The sequence below is a fragment of the Thalassovita autumnalis genome (genome assembly GCF_001458255.1).
Lineage (GTDB): Bacteria > Pseudomonadota > Alphaproteobacteria > Rhodobacterales > Rhodobacteraceae > Thalassobius > Thalassobius autumnalis.
The window spans coordinates 98,410-113,780 of the sequence record NZ_CYSB01000030.1 but is presented as its reverse complement, the minus strand read 5'-3'; the positions used below and the strand labels follow the sequence as shown (position 1 = coordinate 113,780).

The 15,371-nt window shown below is 58.6% G+C and carries 17 protein-coding genes; 16 read left to right on the top strand and 1 reads right to left on the bottom strand.

What is annotated here, in order from left to right; all coding sequences use genetic code 11:
- The first annotated feature begins 89 nt into the window (after positions 1–89).
- Together TL5118_RS12175 and TL5118_RS12170 are read left to right on the top strand one after the other, a co-directional pair.
- On the top strand, positions 90–812 hold the full coding sequence (locus TL5118_RS12175) for a CoA transferase subunit A (RefSeq protein ID WP_058244495.1): 723 nt from the start codon (positions 90–92) through the stop codon (positions 810–812).
- A 2-nt stretch (positions 813–814) separates the two neighbouring features.
- Complete coding sequence (locus TL5118_RS12170; protein ID WP_058244494.1) at positions 815–1,444, top strand: 3-oxoacid CoA-transferase subunit B; 630 nt, start codon at positions 815–817, stop codon at positions 1,442–1,444.
- Between the two features lie 84 nt (positions 1,445–1,528).
- Here the strand turns inward: TL5118_RS12170 and TL5118_RS12165 are convergent, their stop codons facing one another.
- Complete coding sequence (locus TL5118_RS12165; RefSeq protein WP_058244493.1) at positions 1,529–2,335, bottom strand: lytic transglycosylase domain-containing protein; 807 nt, start codon at positions 2,333–2,335, stop codon at positions 1,529–1,531.
- A gap of 291 nt (positions 2,336–2,626) precedes the next feature.
- Here TL5118_RS12165 and TL5118_RS12160 point away from each other — a divergent pair, with 291 nt between their 5' ends.
- The 14 genes from TL5118_RS12160 (at position 2,627) to TL5118_RS12095 (ending at position 15,332) form a co-directional block, all read left to right on the top strand.
- Positions 2,627–2,833: a Flp family type IVb pilin gene (locus TL5118_RS12160; RefSeq protein WP_058244492.1), complete on the top strand. Its 207-nt coding sequence runs from the start codon at positions 2,627–2,629 to the stop codon at positions 2,831–2,833.
- 293 nt (positions 2,834–3,126) lie between these two features.
- The gene (locus TL5118_RS12155; RefSeq protein WP_058244492.1) at positions 3,127–3,333 is read left to right on the top strand and encodes a Flp family type IVb pilin; all 207 of its coding nucleotides are present in this window, start codon (positions 3,127–3,129) and stop codon (positions 3,331–3,333) included.
- Between the two features lie 163 nt (positions 3,334–3,496).
- Positions 3,497–3,697, top strand: a complete 201-nt coding sequence (locus TL5118_RS12150) for a Flp family type IVb pilin (RefSeq protein ID WP_058244491.1) — start codon at positions 3,497–3,499, stop codon at positions 3,695–3,697.
- A gap of 104 nt (positions 3,698–3,801) precedes the next feature.
- Positions 3,802–4,674, top strand: coding sequence for a Flp pilus assembly protein CpaB (gene cpaB, locus TL5118_RS12145; RefSeq protein WP_058244490.1), 873 nt, complete (start codon positions 3,802–3,804; stop codon positions 4,672–4,674).
- Between the two features lie 207 nt (positions 4,675–4,881).
- The gene (locus tag TL5118_RS12140) at positions 4,882–6,309 is read left to right on the top strand and encodes a type II and III secretion system protein family protein (protein WP_082626359.1); all 1,428 of its coding nucleotides are present in this window, start codon (positions 4,882–4,884) and stop codon (positions 6,307–6,309) included.
- A gap of 4 nt (positions 6,310–6,313) precedes the next feature.
- The gene (locus TL5118_RS12135) at positions 6,314–6,985 is read left to right on the top strand and encodes an OmpA family protein (protein WP_058244489.1); all 672 of its coding nucleotides are present in this window, start codon (positions 6,314–6,316) and stop codon (positions 6,983–6,985) included.
- Between the two features lie 221 nt (positions 6,986–7,206).
- Positions 7,207–8,496: a CpaE/TadZ family protein gene (locus TL5118_RS12130; RefSeq protein ID WP_058244488.1), complete on the top strand. Its 1,290-nt coding sequence runs from the start codon at positions 7,207–7,209 to the stop codon at positions 8,494–8,496.
- A 27-nt stretch (positions 8,497–8,523) separates the two neighbouring features.
- A complete protein-coding gene (locus TL5118_RS12125; protein ID WP_058244487.1) occupies positions 8,524–9,978 on the top strand; it encodes a TadA family conjugal transfer-associated ATPase in 1,455 nt (484 codons plus the stop codon).
- Between the two features lie 4 nt (positions 9,979–9,982).
- Complete coding sequence (locus TL5118_RS12120; protein ID WP_058244486.1) at positions 9,983–10,951, top strand: type II secretion system F family protein; 969 nt, start codon at positions 9,983–9,985, stop codon at positions 10,949–10,951.
- Between the two features lie 13 nt (positions 10,952–10,964).
- Positions 10,965–11,918 (top strand): type II secretion system F family protein, encoded by a 954-nt coding sequence (locus TL5118_RS12115; protein WP_058244485.1) that lies wholly within the window; start codon positions 10,965–10,967, stop codon positions 11,916–11,918.
- 22 nt (positions 11,919–11,940) lie between these two features.
- Positions 11,941–12,513 carry a tetratricopeptide repeat protein gene (locus TL5118_RS12110; protein WP_058244484.1) on the top strand — a complete coding sequence of 191 codons (573 nt, stop codon included), beginning with the start codon at positions 11,941–11,943 and terminating at the stop codon, positions 12,511–12,513.
- Between the two features lie 30 nt (positions 12,514–12,543).
- The gene (locus TL5118_RS12105) at positions 12,544–13,392 is read left to right on the top strand and encodes a tetratricopeptide repeat protein (protein ID WP_058244483.1); all 849 of its coding nucleotides are present in this window, start codon (positions 12,544–12,546) and stop codon (positions 13,390–13,392) included.
- A 4-nt stretch (positions 13,393–13,396) separates the two neighbouring features.
- On the top strand, positions 13,397–13,936 hold the full coding sequence (locus TL5118_RS12100) for a prepilin peptidase (RefSeq protein WP_242601773.1): 540 nt from the start codon (positions 13,397–13,399) through the stop codon (positions 13,934–13,936).
- An 85-nt stretch (positions 13,937–14,021) separates the two neighbouring features.
- Positions 14,022–15,332: a ferredoxin reductase family protein gene (locus TL5118_RS12095; RefSeq protein ID WP_082626358.1), complete on the top strand. Its 1,311-nt coding sequence runs from the start codon at positions 14,022–14,024 to the stop codon at positions 15,330–15,332.
- Positions 15,333–15,371 lie beyond the last annotated feature (39 nt).

The window sequence follows — 15,371 nt, the reverse complement described above, 5'->3', positions numbered from 1 at the left end:
CCGTAGTAATACGCCTCCGGGGGTCAGACGATTGACTCACCCGTGCCGCAGCGTCACAACCGGGCCATACCTGAAACAGGGAGCTTTCCATGAAAAAAGTCTATCCGAACGCCGCTGCGGCCCTGGACGGGCTGCTACATGACGGCATGTTCATTGCCGCTGGCGGCTTTGGCCTCTGTGGCATCCCCGAACTGCTGCTGGACGCCATCAAAGAAGCTGGCACCAAAGATCTGACCTTTGCCTCCAACAACGCAGGCGTTGATGATTTCGGCATCGGCATCTTGCTGCAGACCAAACAGGTCAAAAAGATGATCTCGTCCTACGTGGGCGAAAACGCCGAATTTATGCGCCAGTACCTCTCGGGTGAGTTGGAGCTGGAGTTTAACCCGCAGGGCACCCTGGCCGAACGCATGCGTGCCGGCGGCGCGGGCATCCCCGGTTTCTTCACCAAGACCGGCGTCGGCACTGTGATCGCAGAAGGCAAGCTGGAGAAGCAATTCCCAACCGGCGAAAACGGTGCGATGGAAGATTACATCATGGAAGAGGGCATCTTTGCTGACCTCGCCATCGTAAAAGCGTGGAAAGCGGATGAGACCGGCAACCTGGTGTTCCGCAAAACCGCCCGTAACTTCAACGTGCCCGCCGCCACCTGCGGCAAGGTCTGTGTGGTTGAGGTTGAGGAAATCGTGCCGACCGGCAGCCTGGACCCCGACAGCATCCACCTGCCCGGCATCTATGTGCATCGCATCATCAAGGGTGAGCACGAAAAACGCATCGAACAGCGCACTGTGCGCCCGCGCGAGGAGGCATAATCATGGCTTGGGACCGCAATCAAATGGCCGCACGCGCGGCACAGGAACTGCAGGACGGCTGGTATGTGAACCTCGGCATCGGGATCCCGACGCTGGTCAGCAACTACATCCCCGAAGGTGTGGAAGTGACGCTGCAGTCGGAAAACGGCATGCTGGGCATGGGCCCCTTCCCCATCGAAGGTGAAGAGGACGCCGACCTGATCAACGCAGGTAAGCAGACCATCACCGAACTGCCGCAGACCGCCTATTTTGACAGTGCACAGTCCTTCGCGATGATCCGTGGCGGCAAAATCGCCATGGCGATCCTGGGCGCGATGGAAGTTGCCGAAAACGGCGATTTGGCCAACTGGATGATTCCCGGCAAGCTGGTCAAAGGCATGGGCGGCGCGATGGATCTGGTGGCTGGTGTCGGCCGCGTGGTGGTTGTGATGGATCACGCCAACAAACACGGCCAGTCCAAAGTGCTGACAGAATGCACCCTGCCGCTGACCGGCAAGGGCGTTGTGGACCGCATCATCACCAATCTCGGTGTGCTGGACGTTGTTGAGGGTGGCCTGAAAATCGTGGAATGCGCCGAAGGTGTTTCCGAAGAGGAACTGCGCGCCGCGACTGAGGCGACGATCGTCAACTGATCGGCATCAGACATCAGAATAAGAATGCCCCGGCCAATTGGTCGGGGCTTTTGCGTTGGTGAACTTTTGGTATCACAGGCCTTTTTATCGGCGCAGGTCAAAGACACAGCCGTCTGAAATCAGCTCCGGCGGCGTTTTGCACAGGTTCTTTGCCACCGCAAAGGCGGACAGGACTTTGGGAACGTAATCGCGGGTTTCCGCATAGGGTGGCACGCCCTCGTGGTTCTTCACCGCGTTCTCACCGGCGTTATAAGCCGCCAGCGCCAGGATCGGATCATCCTGAAATTCACGCAGCAACCAATCAAGGTAGGCGACGCCGCCGCGAATGTTCTGGCCTGCATCCAGCGCGTCCTCAACGTCAAACCGATCAGCCGTGGCGGGGATCAACTGCATCAACCCCTCGGCCCCGGCGGAACTGACCGCATCTGCCCGCCCGCCGCTTTCAACCGCGATCACTGACAAGACCAGCGCTGGCGACACCCGTGTGTTCACACTATTCAGCAGGATCTGCGGCGCATGGGCTTCGGCAATCCGCAACAGCCCATCCAGACGCGGCGTAGCCACCCCCTGCCCCTCTGGTGCTGTGGCCAGGGTGGTCAGGGCCGCCTCCAGCCGGCCCGGGCCGCTGTCTGCCAGATCCGGTGAAATCCGCTGCCAGAACCAATCGTAACGCGTTGTGACTGGGCTGGGGCTTTCAGCTGTTTCCGCTACAACAGGGGCAGCTTCCGCTTCAGGCTCAATCTGAACGGTGATCCGCTTGCTGGTGCCTGGCGCGGGGGGGCTGACAGTCTTGAAGGTGAAGTCCGGAAAAGGCTTTGGGCCGTCCGCAAATAGCGGCACGGCAAGAAGAGACGCGCCAAGAAGCGCGGCAATAGGAATAAATCTCAACATATCTGGGCCTGCTCTGCCTCTGATTTTGACAGCAGTATGGCAGATTGACCCGCAACTGGCCAGAACCCAGCCCCTCCCCCCAAAAATAACAATTAAAATTATATTAAAACAAATACTTAACCCAAAATAACACAAAAAACGCATTTGCTACAAATTTGATCCTTTGCTGCCCCATTCGCGCCCCAATCCAGCGTCAAAACAAACTCAGCCAAGGCAATGAGGCGGAGGTGAGAGACCGCTTCGAAACACTAGCCCCGCCAAGGCATTAACTGATCACATTGGAGAGAGATCATGATCAAGTTCATCAAAAACTTCCGCAAAGACGAAGACGGCGCCGTAACTGTTGACTGGGTTGTTCTGACCGCAGCCGTTGTTGGCCTGGGCATCGCAGCCGTAACCACCGTTCAGGGCGGCATCGACACTGCAGCCACCACGCTGACCACTCAGCTGGGCACCGAAATGACTTCGGCCGCTTCCGCTGCTGGCGCTGGCTCCTAAGCCAAAAACTCAGCTTGGTTAAGCCAAGCACGGCCCCCGCATCAGCGGAGCCACAAAATCTTAAAAGGGTCGCCTCTGGCGGCCCTTTTTCTTGGTATATTCACCCGTCACAAGGGTTTCCCAAATGACAGGAAAAACTCTTGAAAGAACCGCGATCTTTCCCTTAACGCGCCCCATTCGCGCCCAAATCTGGGGTCAGTTTGTACTCAGCCAAGGCAATGAGGCGGAGGTGAGAGACCGCTTCGAAACACTAGCCCCGCCAAGGCATTAACTGATCACATTGGAGAGAGATCATGATCAAGTTCATCAAAAACTTCCGCAAAGACGAAGACGGCGCCGTAACTGTTGACTGGGTTGTTCTGACCGCAGCCGTTGTTGGCCTGGGCATCGCAGCCGTAACCACCGTTCAGGGCGGCATCGACACTGCAGCCACCACGCTGACCACTCAGCTGGGCACCGAAATGACTTCGGCCGCTTCCGCTGCTGGCGCTGGCTCCTAAGCTGCGCAGCGGGCTCGCCTAACGCTAGCCCAACAAGTTCCGGAGCCGCCCCCGCCGGGCGGCTCTTTTCATAAGGCCCCCATGGCCCGGTTTTCCTGATTTGACTGGCCTCCTTCAGTCCCCGCCCTCAGGTATCTGGCGTGACCCTTTAGGAGTGATCCCCATGAAGAATTTTCTGAAGACACAACTGGCCCGTTTCAAAAACGATGACTCTGGCGCCGTTTCAGTGGAATGGGTTGTTTTGACCGCCTCCATGATTGGCATTGGCATCGGCGCGATCACCCTAGTTGCGGACAGCAGCGAAGGCGTGGCCAGCACCTCGAACGATCAACTTGCCGAGGCGATGACAGACGCCGCCAGCTAAGGCCGCGCAATCACCGCCCGCTCACCCCGATTTGGCCATATTCTGACGCCAAACTTGATCCCGAACCGGGGGCTATCGCCCCTCCCTTTTGGAAAGGATATCCCATGCGAGCCGTATTTGGATTGGTCCTTGTTGTTGGCCTCGGCCTAGCCGGGTTCGCCGTCTACATGGTTCAAAACTATATTGCAGGCTATCAGGCTCAGCTGGCCCAGGCCCGCAACGCCCAGCCGCAAGTGGTAGAAATGCCCACTGTGAACGTCTACGTCGCCAAACGGCAGCTGAAATACGGCGAGCCGCTGACAGATGAGGACGTCTATCAGATCAAATGGCCCAAAGAAGCCCTGCCCGAAGGCTTCTTTTCAGAGACTGAAAAACTGTTCCCGAACCCCAGCGATCCCAATCTGCGCCGCGTTGTGCTGCGCCAGATGGAGGTGAATGAACCGGTTCTCGCGCTGAAAGTCACCAAACCCGGGCAGGATGCCGGCCTGACGTCACGTCTGGAACGCGGCCAGCGTGCCTTTGCCATCAAGGTTGACGTGGCCTCGGGCGTGTCGGGCTTCCTACGCCCTGGAGATCGTGTAGATGTCTATTGGACTGGTACGACTGCTTTGGGCAACGACGCGCGGCGCGAGTTCACCAAACTGATCGAAAGCTCGGTTGCGCTGATTGCGGTGGACCAAACCACCAATGATGATGACGCAACAGCCTCGATCGCGCGCACCGTCACTGTCGCAGCGACCCCGGCGCAGGTGGCCGCCCTGGCCCAGGCACAATCGACCGGCCGTCTGTCCCTGTCGCTGGTTGGCGCACGCGATGACACCATCGCCGAACAGATCGAAATCGACCAACGCGGCCTGCTTGGCATTGTCGAAACGCCCCGCGAAATTCGGCAAGCAGAGGTTGAACCACAGATCTGCACCATCCGCACCCGCCGTGGCGCAGAAGTGGTGGAAATCCCGATCCCCTGCTCAAACTGATCAGGCTGGAAGACGAAAACCCGGGCGCGCCATGACAGGTGCGCCCGTTGCATTTCCGCCGCAACCCCGCCGGAAAATGCGTAAAACTGGTACAACTGTGGCCCCGATCCCATTGATTCTTGCATATTTCCGCAAATTCGCTCAATGTGGGCACAATAAAGCGGGCAGCAGACCCGGATCTGAGGCGTGATCGAGAAGGCAGGTCACATGACATATCGGACTATTTTCAAAGCCGCATGCATCGGTTTTGCACTGGCAACGGCTGTTAGCATGTTGCCGCAACCTAGCAGTGCGGAGACCCTTAAAGTGGTCAAAAGCGCGACCTCGTCGTCACTCAATGTGCCGATGAACCGCGCCGTGGTGGTGGAAAGCGAAACGCCATTTGCAGAACTGTCGATCGCCAACCCGGCGATCGCGGATATCTCATCATTGTCAGACCGCACCATCTATGTGTTGGGCAAGGCGCCGGGGATCACCACCCTGACCCTCTTGGATGCAAACGGGCGGTTGATCACCAATGTGGATGTGGTGGTCGCAGCGGATGTGACAGAGTTCAAAGAGCGGCTGAAACAAATCCTGCCAGGCGAAAAAATCGAAGTGCGCACCGCAAACGACGGTATTGTGCTGTCGGGCTCGGTATCTTCGGCGCAACGTCTGCAGCGGGCCCTTGATCTGGCCGAACGCTACGCGCCAGAGCGGGTTTCAAACCTGATGACGGTCAGCGGCGTGCAGCAGGTGATGCTGAAGGTGCGCTTTGCCGAAATGCAGCGTAACGTGCGCAAATCGCTCAGCTCCTCGCTGGCCCTGAATGGCATCGAAAATGGTGTCACATTGAACGGCGGTTCGGGTACGACGAATACCTCAGGCGGCGCTTCGAACTCTCTGGGCGGGTCGATCCCTGCGGTGAACGAAAACGCGGGCGCCATGCTGTTTGGCTTCGGTGTCGGCTCGGTCGAAGTGGGCCTGCTGATCGAAGCGCTGGAAAACAAGGGGGTTGTCCGCACCCTGGCAGAACCGAACCTGGTGGCCCTTTCGGGGCAAGAGGCCAAGTTCCTTGCCGGCGGCGAATACCCGGTTCCGGTCAGCCAGGACAACGGCACCATCACTGTAGAATTCAAACCTTTTGGTGTCGAACTGGACTTCGTGCCGCGTGTCGTGGACGGGGATCTGGTGAACCTAGAACTGAAGGCCGCGGTTTCGGCGATCGACACCTCAAACGGCTATCAGACCGAAGCCTTCACCATCGATGCCTTCCGCCGCCGCGAAACCTCCACCACGGTGGAGCTGCGTGATGGACAAAGCTTTGCAATTGCAGGGCTTTTGCAGGACGAATTTGTAGATGCCAACGGCCAGATCCCTTGGTTGGGTGACATTCCGGTGCTGGGCGCGCTGTTCCGCAGCGCCGAATACCAGCGCAACCAGTCTGAGCTGGTGGTCATTATCTCGGCCCATCTGGTCAGCCCGACCCGGGGCGAGGCGCTGGCCCTGCCAACCGATCGGATCAAACCGCCGTCTGAAAAGGATCTGTTCCTCTTTGGTCGTGTGGCCCGTGACGAATCGCGCCGCCTGAAAGGGGCTGCAGGTGAAGTTGCCAAACAGGACTTTAACGGGTCCTACGGCTATGTGATGGAGTGATCAGATGACCAAGCGACGTTCCCTGACCACCCCCGCCCTGCTCAGTTTTAGCCTGTTTGCCCTTGCGGCCTGTGAAGGCACCACCAGCTATTCCAGCTTCACCGGTGAAGCCGGCGCTTTGGTTGCGGGTGGGGATTTTGGCAATGCCACTATGAACAACACCCTTGTTCAAAACGGTGACCGTGAATTTGTGATCGATCTGGCACAGCGTTTTGCCAAAGAGGTGCCGACCACCATCAACTTTGCCTTCAACTCGGCGCAGATTGACGCTCAGGCCGCCGAAGTGCTGCGCGCCCAGGCCCACTGGATCAGACAGTTCCCCGAAGTGCGCTTTAAGGTCTTCGGTCACACGGATGCGGTTGGGTCCAACAACTACAACTTCTCGCTGGGCAAACGACGCGCCAATGCGGTGGTGAATTTCCTGGTCAGCCAAGGCATCAGCCGTGGCCGCCTGCAGGCCGTTGTCAGCCGTGGCGAAACCCAGCCCCTGATCGTGACGCAGAACCGCGAACGCCGCAATCGTCGCACCGTGACCGAGGTCACTGGTTTCGTGCGCGACAACCCATTGGTTCTGGATGGAAAATACGCTCAGATCGTCTACCGCGACTACGTCGAGAGCGCCGTCGTACCAGAGACCCTGACCGGCCTCGAAAACAGCGTGACTACGGGCGAGTAAACGCCCGACCGCTTCAACACTCTCCCCCAGATGGGGAGAGTGTCCAACAATTCCGCACAATTACGATTTTTTGGCCCCATTCTCGCCCATATTGGACGTGATTTTGGTCCCACTGGGAGCAGTGTGCTTGGCGAAATCCAGGCACGGTGTGACAGGAAGGGATACAACGATCTAAAAATCGGCCCGCCTCCTGTTGCACGTTCAACGTAGGACATGAGGCAATGACGAGTAACGAACATTCTTCCGCAGAAGTGCCGCCCATCCTGGCCTGTACCATCAGCCGGGACGTACAGAACTTCGATCTGCTGATCGAGGATATGGAAGACATCATGGGCGAAGCCTGGGGCGACCTGGGGTTCACCGATGCGCTGGCCTATTTTCAGCAGCCCGATGCGGCGCAGCTGGAATTTGTGGCCCTTGCCGTTGATCATGAAGACGAACAAAACCTGCCTGCCCTGGGTGAGGTGATCGCGGCCGCAAAGGAGCGGTTGATCAAGGTCATCCTTATTACAGATGAGGTCACACCGGGCGCATTGCATCAGTTGCTGCGCCAGGGGGCCGATGAATTTGTCCCCTACCCGCTGCCAGATGGTGAGTTGAAGGCCGCCATTGACCGTGTGCGCACACCAGAACCCAAAGTGCTGGAAACCGCAGCGCATGAGGAACCCGCCGCAGCAGCCCCTGCAGCCGCCACCCCAGAACCGGAACCCGCCGCGCGTAAGTCCAACCATCACCGCGAAGGTGTAGTGATCGCCGTTCAGGGCCTTGCCGGTGGCACCGGCGCGACCACGCTGGCCGTGAACCTTGGCTGGGAACTGGTCAATGCCGCCAAGAAGAAAGAAACCCCACCACGGGTCTGCCTGTTGGATCTGGATCTGCAGTTCGGGTCGGTTTCGACCTTCCTCGACCTGCCGCGCCGCGAAGTGGTTTATGAACTGCTGAGCGATACCGAAGCGATGGATGACGATATCTTTTCGCAGGCGCTAAGCGGGTTCGAAGAAAAGCTCTACGTCCTGACCGCCCCAGTTGACATCCTTCCGCTGGACCTGGTGGAGCCCGAAGACATTGAGCGCGTGATCGCAATGGCGCGCAAACACTATGACTATGTGATCGTCGACCTGCCCAAAACGCTGGTGCAATGGTCCGAAACCGTGCTGCACGCGGCACATGTCTACTTTGCCACGCTTGAGTTGGACATGCGTTCGGCCCAGAACACCCTGCGTCTGAAACGGGCGCTGCAGTCCGAGGGCCTGCCCTTCGACAAGCTGCGCTTTGTGCTGAACCGGGCGCCAAAATTCACCGATCTGAATGGCAAAAGCCGGGTCAAACGCCTGGCGGACAGCTTAGACATCAAGATCGACATTCAACTGCCAGACGGCGGCAAGCAGATCACCCAGTCGGGCGATCATGGCACCCCGCTGGCGCAATCTGCTGCCAAAAACCCGCTGCGCAAGGAGATCGCCAAGCTGGCGGCCTCACTGCACAAGCTCAGCGGCGCTGACGACAAGTAAGACCGATTTTTAACGAGGGGGACCGCGATGTTTTCGAAATACAAAAAGGTTGAAAAGCCCACCGCGGCCAAGGTTGTTGAGCTGCCCAAGGCTGACAAAGCGCCCAGCGCGGCTGCCCCGGCGGCAGCAGCAGCCAAACCCGCCTCCATGCGTCGGCCCACCCAACTGGCCGCAGCACAAGCGCTGCCTATGGACAAAGAGCGCAAACGCAAAGAGCGTTTGAACGACATCAAGCTGGATCTGCACCACACCCTGCTGGACAACCTGAACCTCGCCGCACTGGAAACCGCGACCGAGAAGGATCTGCGCGCCGAGATCACTGCGATCAGCGTGGAAGCCCTGGAAGACAAGGGCATCGCGCTGAACCGGGATGATCGCCAGCTGGTGTTTCAGGAGCTTTATGATGAGGTCACCGGCCTTGGCCCGTTGGAGCCGCTGCTGAAAGACGAAAGCATCAGCGATATTCTGATCAACGGGCCCAAGCGCATCTTTATCGAACGTAACGGTAAGCTGGGCCTCAGTGAAGTGACCTTCAAGGACGAAAAGCACCTGCTGCGGATCATCGACAAGATCGTGTCCGCCGTGGGCCGCCGTGTTGATGAATCAAACCCCTATGTGGATGCCCGCCTGGCGGATGGCTCACGTTTCAACGCCATGGTCGGCCCGATTGCCATTGACGGGTCGCTGGTGTCGATCCGGAAATTTAAAAAGGACAAGCTGGGCATTGATGACCTGGTGGGCTTTGGTGCCTTTTCCGAAGAAATGGCCGCCTATCTGCAGGCCGCTGTGGCCACCCGCCTGAACATTATCGTCTCGGGCGGGACCGGGTCCGGTAAAACCACCACGCTGAACGCATTGTCGAGCTTCATCGACAACTCGGAACGGATCCTGACGATTGAGGATACCGCAGAACTGCAGCTGCAACAGATCCACGTCGGCCGGATGGAAAGCCGCCCCCCCAACGTGGAAGGCAAAGGTGAGGTAAGCCCCCGCGACTGTCTGAAAAACGCGCTGCGGATGCGTCCGGACCGGATCATCGTGGGCGAGACCCGTGGTGAAGAGGTGATCGACATGCTGCAAGCGATGAACACCGGCCACGATGGGTCGATGACCACCATTCACGCCAACAACCCACGCGATGGCATCAGCCGTCTGGAAAACATGATCGCCATGGCCGGGATTGAGATGCCACTGAAAGCGGTACGCACGCAGATTTCCTCGGCGGTGAACCTGATTGTTCAGGCCTCACGTCTGCAGGACGGCTCACGCCGGATGACCTCAATCACCGAAATCACCGGGATGGAGGGCGATGTGATCTCCATGCAGGAGGTGTTCCGCTTCCAGCGTGTGGGGCTGACGCCTGACAACAAAATCATGGGCCATTTCACCGCCACCGGTGTGCGCAGCCACTTCTCAGAACGGTTCCGCCTCTGGGGCTATGACCTGCCCGCCGAAATCTTTGAACCCGTAGCAGCGGAGTGATGTGATGACAGTCCCTATCGAAGTCCTGATCTACGGTCTGGTGTTCATCGGCGTTCTGGTGATCGTCGAGGGGTTGTATCTGACCGTTTTTGGCCGCTCAATCAGCCTCAACAGCAAGGTGAACCGTCGCCTTGAGCTGATGGAAAAAGGAAAACAGCGCGCTGAGGTGATGGAGACACTCCGCAAGGAGATGAGCCAGCACATGCAGTGGAAGAACTTCCCGGTTTATTCGCTGCTGGCCTCCAAGGCACAGAAGGCCGCGCTGGCCTTTTCGCCGTTGCAGCTGGTGATGCTAATGGGGGTGCTCTCGGCAGTTGCCTTTGTCGCGCTGACCGTTGGCACGCAAACCGCTTTGGTGGTGCGCGCCGGGGTGTCCATCGCCATGGGCGTTGGCGGCATTTTTGTCTGGGTTTCGGCCAAAGCCAAAAAACGGATGTCGCTGATCGAAGAACAGCTGCCTGACGGCATCGAACTGATGGTGCGCTCGCTGCGCGTGGGGCACCCGTTTTCTTCTGCCATTCAGATTGTCAGCCGCGAAATTTCGGACCCGCTGGCCAGTGAATTCGGCATGATCGCCGATGAGGCACAATATGGCCGCGACGTTGGTGAGGCGCTGCAGGAAATGGCGGACCGTCTGGACATGCAGGATCTGCGGTTCCTGGCCGTGGCCGTCACCATCCAGCAGCAATCCGGTGGTAACCTGGCTGAGATCCTTGATGGTCTGGCCAAGGTGATCCGCGCCCGGTTCCGCCTGTTCCGCCGGGTGAAAGCCATCACCGCCGAAGCGCAGTGGTCGGGTAAGTTCCTGTCGGGCTTTCCGCTGCTGGCGCTGGTCGGCATCAACCTGATGGACCCGCATTATTACGATGAAGTCATGGATCACCCGATGTTCATCCCGGCCTGTGTGGCGGTGGGTGTCTTCCTTGTGGCGAATATGTTCGTCATGCGGATGCTTGTGAACATCAAAGTCTGAGGAGACCTGAGAGATGTCCGTGCTCACAACGATGTTTGGTGGTGGTCTGGGGCCGCTGTTTTTGGTCGGCTTCCTTGGGGTGGCGCTGGTGCTGGGCACCCTGCCCTTCCTGATCAACACCAAACCTGATCCTTTGGACAAGTTGAAAGAGGCCGCCCGGCCGCAAGCGGCCACTGCGGCCGGCGTTGACCTGCGACCGCAAAGTGGCAGTTCCAAAAAGCTGGAGAAATATTCCTCTTTCCTGGAGCCACAGGATGCCGAGGAATTTACGGCCATGCGGCAGAAGATGATGCAGGCGGGCTATCGCACCAAAGAAGCGGTGATGATTTTCCACTTTGCCCAGTTTGCGCTGGGGCTTGGCCTGTTGGTGCTGGGGATGCTCTATTACCTGGTCGCGAAATCCGGCCCGAACTCGACACCGACCGAGATGATCATGTGGATCCTCGGCCCCGGCATCGTCGGCTACATGGCCCCTAAATACTGGATCACCAAACGCCAGCAGGAACGCCAGGAGGAGATCACCCAAGGCTTCCCGGACAGTCTGGACATGATGCTGGTCTGCGTCGAAGCCGGCCAATCCATGGACCAGTCAATCATCCGGGTGAGCCGGGAAATCAGATCCTCCTACCCGGCGTTGGCGGATGAATTTGAAATTGTCAGCCAGCAGATCAAGGCCGGTAAAGACAAGGGCAATGTTCTCAATGAAATGGCAGAACGCTGTGGCGTGCAGGATGTCTCCAGCTTTGTGACCGTGTTAGTGCAATCGCAAAGTTTCGGCACCTCGATTGCCGAAGCGCTGCGGGTCTATGCCGGTGAAATGCGGGACAAACGGGTGATGCGGGCCGAAGAAAAGGCCAACAAACTGCCCACCAAGATGACATTGGCGACAATGATGTTGACGGTTCCGCCGCTGCTGATCATTCTTGTGGCACCGTCGGTCGTGGGGATCACCGCGCTCGGCCAATAAGCCAAGACCAAGAGCAGATCACATGACACATCCGCGCTGCGCCACAATGCTGGCCACCGCCTTGCTGACATCGCTTGCCTTAACCGCCTGCACCACAGGCGGTTTTGAGCTGCCCGAAGATCAGGTTTACGCCCCCGGCGTGGCCCAGGGTGAGGCCGTGGACGGGTTGATTGTGGGTGGGCGGCTGATGGATGCGGGCCAATATGAGCTGGCAATTGATGCCTATACCCGCGCCGGGTTGGATCATGGGCTGAACGTTGATGTTCTGGCAGGGCTTGGCAGTGCCAATCTGGCCCTTGGCCGGCTGGGTCAGGCCGAGGAGCTGCTGCGCCGCGCGGTGGCGAAACCGGATGCCTCCCCTGAGGTCTGGAACAACCTTGGTGTCCTGTTGCTGGAGAAGGGCGAAATCGGTGAGGCGCAACTGGTGCTGCGCAAGGCCTATGCGCTGGACAATGGCGCAAGTGACGCAATTCGGGACAATTTGCGCAAAGCTCTCGCAAAATCGGAAAATCCCGTTTATGATGCACCCTTAGAACAAAACTATAAGTTGGTACGACGCGGTAGCAGTGACTATCTGATCCGTGCGATACCATAACAGGCAAGAGCAGTTGAAGGACGCAGGCACATGCGCCATTCCATTCGTTTTACCCTCTGCGTGGTTGCCGGGCTGAGCCTGAGCGCCTGTTCGCAGCTACGCGGTGATGATCAGGTTGACCGCGCCATGTCCGCCATCAATGCGGTGGATGAAAACAACCTCTCGGACATCATGCTGACCGTGGCAGATGCGGATGAAGCGGTGCGCTACTTCCAGCGCGCCAGCAAAGACAACCCCGATCGGATCGATCTGCAGCGCGGTCTGGCGCAATCTCTGGTGCGTGCCTCACGTGCGACTGAGGCGGTGCCCGCCTGGCGCAAAGTGACAACCATGGAGGGCAGCACACAGGACGACAACGTCGATCTGGCCGATGCGCTGATCCGTACCGGACAGTGGGATGAGGCCGATCAGGTGCTGGACGCCGTACCGCCCACCGTTGAGACCTACAAACGCTACCGTCTGGAAGCCATGGTCGCCGACAGCAACAAAGAATGGCAGAAGTCCGACAGTTTCTATGAAACCGCCGTTGGCCTGACCACACGCCCGGCTGGGGTGCTGAACAACTGGGGTTATTCCAAACTGACCCGCGGCGATTACGCCGAGGCCGAGCGCCTGTTTGCCGAAGCGATCAAACACGACCAGAACCTGTTCACCGCCAAGAACAACATCGTTCTGGCCCGCGGTGCGCAGCGCAACTATTCCCTGCCGGTGATCCCGATGGATCAAACCGAACGGGCGCAGCTGTTGCACACCATGGGTCTGAGCGCGGTGAAGCAAGGCGACGTCACCACTGGCAAAACCCTGCTGCGCGAAGCCATTGACACCCATCCGCAGCACTTTGAGGCCGCGGTCCGCGCCCTGCGCGCACTGGAAGCGTGATCCGGTGAGTTTTGACCCGATGCTGTTTCTGTGGGGCGGGGCTGAGACCCTCAGCCTGCCCCGTCAGACCGCTCTGATCTTCTTTATCCTGACCCTGCCCTTGTGCCTGTGGACTGCAATCAGCGATCTGCGCCATATGCTGATCCGCAACAATGCGGTGATTGCGCTGGCGGTGGTCTTTGCTGTGGTCGGTATCTTCCTGATGCCGCTGCCGGTCTATGGCTGGCAATTGGCGCAGCTGGTCATCGTTCTGCTGGTGGGCATCGTGATGAACGCGCTTGGCCTGCTGGGCGCAGGGGACGCAAAATTTGCCGCCGCAGCAGCACCTTACGTGATGCTGGCCGATGTGCGTTTTCTGGTTCTGCTGTTCGCGCTGATCCTGCTGGGGGCTGTGGCCGCACACCGATTGGCCCGTGTCACCCCGCTGCGCAATCTGGCACCGGAGTGGAAGAGCTGGGGCCGCAAGAAAGACTTCCCCATGGGGCTGGCGCTGGGGCCTACCCTGTCGGCCTATCTGGGTCTTGCCGCGATTTACGGCAGCTGAGGCGTTTGGCTGACGTGTGGCTTGAGTTTTACCCTTAAACCCCACAATCTTTTGCCAACAGTTCCTACACGCACCGGAAGCCAAAATGACACTTAAGCCATTCGGTCTAGCGCTTTGCGCCGTTTCACTTACCACCCCCATGATCTGGTTTCCGGAGATCGCCAAAGGCCGCGATGCGATTGCCCTCTTCTCCCAGTACTTGGGGATTTGGGCGCTGATTGCTATGGCTTTGGCTCAGATCATCGCAACACGGCTGCGGTTGGTGGAGAGCCTGTTTGGCGGTCTTGACCGTAGCTACAAGTTGCACAAGTGGTTGGGCATTGGCGCGATGGTGGCCATCCTCCTGCACGACACGATCGATGCCGAGATGCGCGGGCTAGGCGCGGAGACGCTGCTGGTTGAGGTCGCGGAAACCGCAGGGGAGCTGAGCCTTTATGGGCTGCTTATTCTGGTGATCATCACAATCGCGACCTTCATTCCCTATCACCTCTGGCGTTGGACCCATAAGTTGATGGGGTTTTTCTTTGTCGCTGGGGCGTTTCATTACCTGTTCATCCTGAAACCCTTTGCAAACAACGATCCGCTTGGGCTTTACACCGCTGCCTTCTGCGTGGTTGGCATCCTTGCATTTCTGTACCGGTATTTGCCACCGTCGCTGCGGCCAAGCCATGCCTATGAAATCAGTCAGATTGCCCCTACGGGCGCGGCCCTCAGCATTTCTCTGAAGCCTCAGGGGCGGGGGCTACGCCACAGGGCTGGGCAGTTTGCCTTCATCAGTTTCAATGGAGGCGAACCACATCCCTTCACGATTTCTCAGGCCCCTCAAGACGACCGGGCGTTGCGGGTCTCTGTTGCGCCCTTGGGGGATGACACACATCGCTTCGCGCAACGCCTGAAACCTGGCACCCGAGCCCAGATTGAGGGACCGTTTGGTCGATTTGAACGACCCCATCGCGCCCCGCGTGAGCTATGGATTGCCGGCGGCATTGGCATCACCCCTTTCCTGGCCTGGGCAGGTGCCAAACAGGACGAAACACCCGTGGACCTGATCTACTGTGTTCGCGAGGCCAGTCAGGCCGCCCATCTGGAGGAGCTGAGGCAGCTGGCCAAGACAGCGCCGAACCTGACGCTACACATTTATGAAAGCGCCCGGTCAGGCCGCCTTACGGCCGAAAGCGCATTACAACTGGCCGAGGCAGATGTGTCAGACCTGACCGTCAGCTTCTGTGGCCCCGCGGCAATGCGTCAGTCCTTGGCCCATGACTTTGGCAGGCTTGGCCTGTCTGCGACCAAGTTCCGCTATGAGCTGTTTGAGATCCGCACAGGGCTTGGCCTGCGCGCATTGTCTGGCTGGGTACAAAAGAGAATTAGCAAAGATCTTAACAACATGGGTTAGGGGCAAATGCCCCCTGCCTGCGCGGTTTCCTCCCTTTTT

Coding starts and splice junctions, on each gene's coding strand:
- TL5118_RS12110 (WP_058244484.1), top strand. CDS start 11,941: ATGACACATCCGCGCTGCGCCACAATGCTGGCCACCGCCTTGCTGACA.
- TL5118_RS12105 (WP_058244483.1), top strand. CDS start 12,544: ATGCGCCATTCCATTCGTTTTACCCTCTGCGTGGTTGCCGGGCTGAGC.
- TL5118_RS12130 (WP_058244488.1), top strand. CDS start 7,207: ATGACGAGTAACGAACATTCTTCCGCAGAAGTGCCGCCCATCCTGGCC.
- TL5118_RS12165 (WP_058244493.1), bottom strand. CDS start 2,335: ATGTTGAGATTTATTCCTATTGCCGCGCTTCTTGGCGCGTCTCTTCTT.
- TL5118_RS12155 (WP_058244492.1), top strand. CDS start 3,127: ATGATCAAGTTCATCAAAAACTTCCGCAAAGACGAAGACGGCGCCGTA.
- TL5118_RS12115 (WP_058244485.1), top strand. CDS start 10,965: ATGTCCGTGCTCACAACGATGTTTGGTGGTGGTCTGGGGCCGCTGTTT.
- TL5118_RS12135 (WP_058244489.1), top strand. CDS start 6,314: ATGACCAAGCGACGTTCCCTGACCACCCCCGCCCTGCTCAGTTTTAGC.
- TL5118_RS12140 (WP_082626359.1), top strand. CDS start 4,882: ATGACATATCGGACTATTTTCAAAGCCGCATGCATCGGTTTTGCACTG.
- TL5118_RS12150 (WP_058244491.1), top strand. CDS start 3,497: ATGAAGAATTTTCTGAAGACACAACTGGCCCGTTTCAAAAACGATGAC.
- TL5118_RS12170 (WP_058244494.1), top strand. CDS start 815: ATGGCTTGGGACCGCAATCAAATGGCCGCACGCGCGGCACAGGAACTG.
- TL5118_RS12160 (WP_058244492.1), top strand. CDS start 2,627: ATGATCAAGTTCATCAAAAACTTCCGCAAAGACGAAGACGGCGCCGTA.
- cpaB (WP_058244490.1), top strand. CDS start 3,802: ATGCGAGCCGTATTTGGATTGGTCCTTGTTGTTGGCCTCGGCCTAGCC.
- TL5118_RS12095 (WP_082626358.1), top strand. CDS start 14,022: ATGACACTTAAGCCATTCGGTCTAGCGCTTTGCGCCGTTTCACTTACC.
- TL5118_RS12175 (WP_058244495.1), top strand. CDS start 90: ATGAAAAAAGTCTATCCGAACGCCGCTGCGGCCCTGGACGGGCTGCTA.
- TL5118_RS12125 (WP_058244487.1), top strand. CDS start 8,524: ATGTTTTCGAAATACAAAAAGGTTGAAAAGCCCACCGCGGCCAAGGTT.
- TL5118_RS12120 (WP_058244486.1), top strand. CDS start 9,983: ATGACAGTCCCTATCGAAGTCCTGATCTACGGTCTGGTGTTCATCGGC.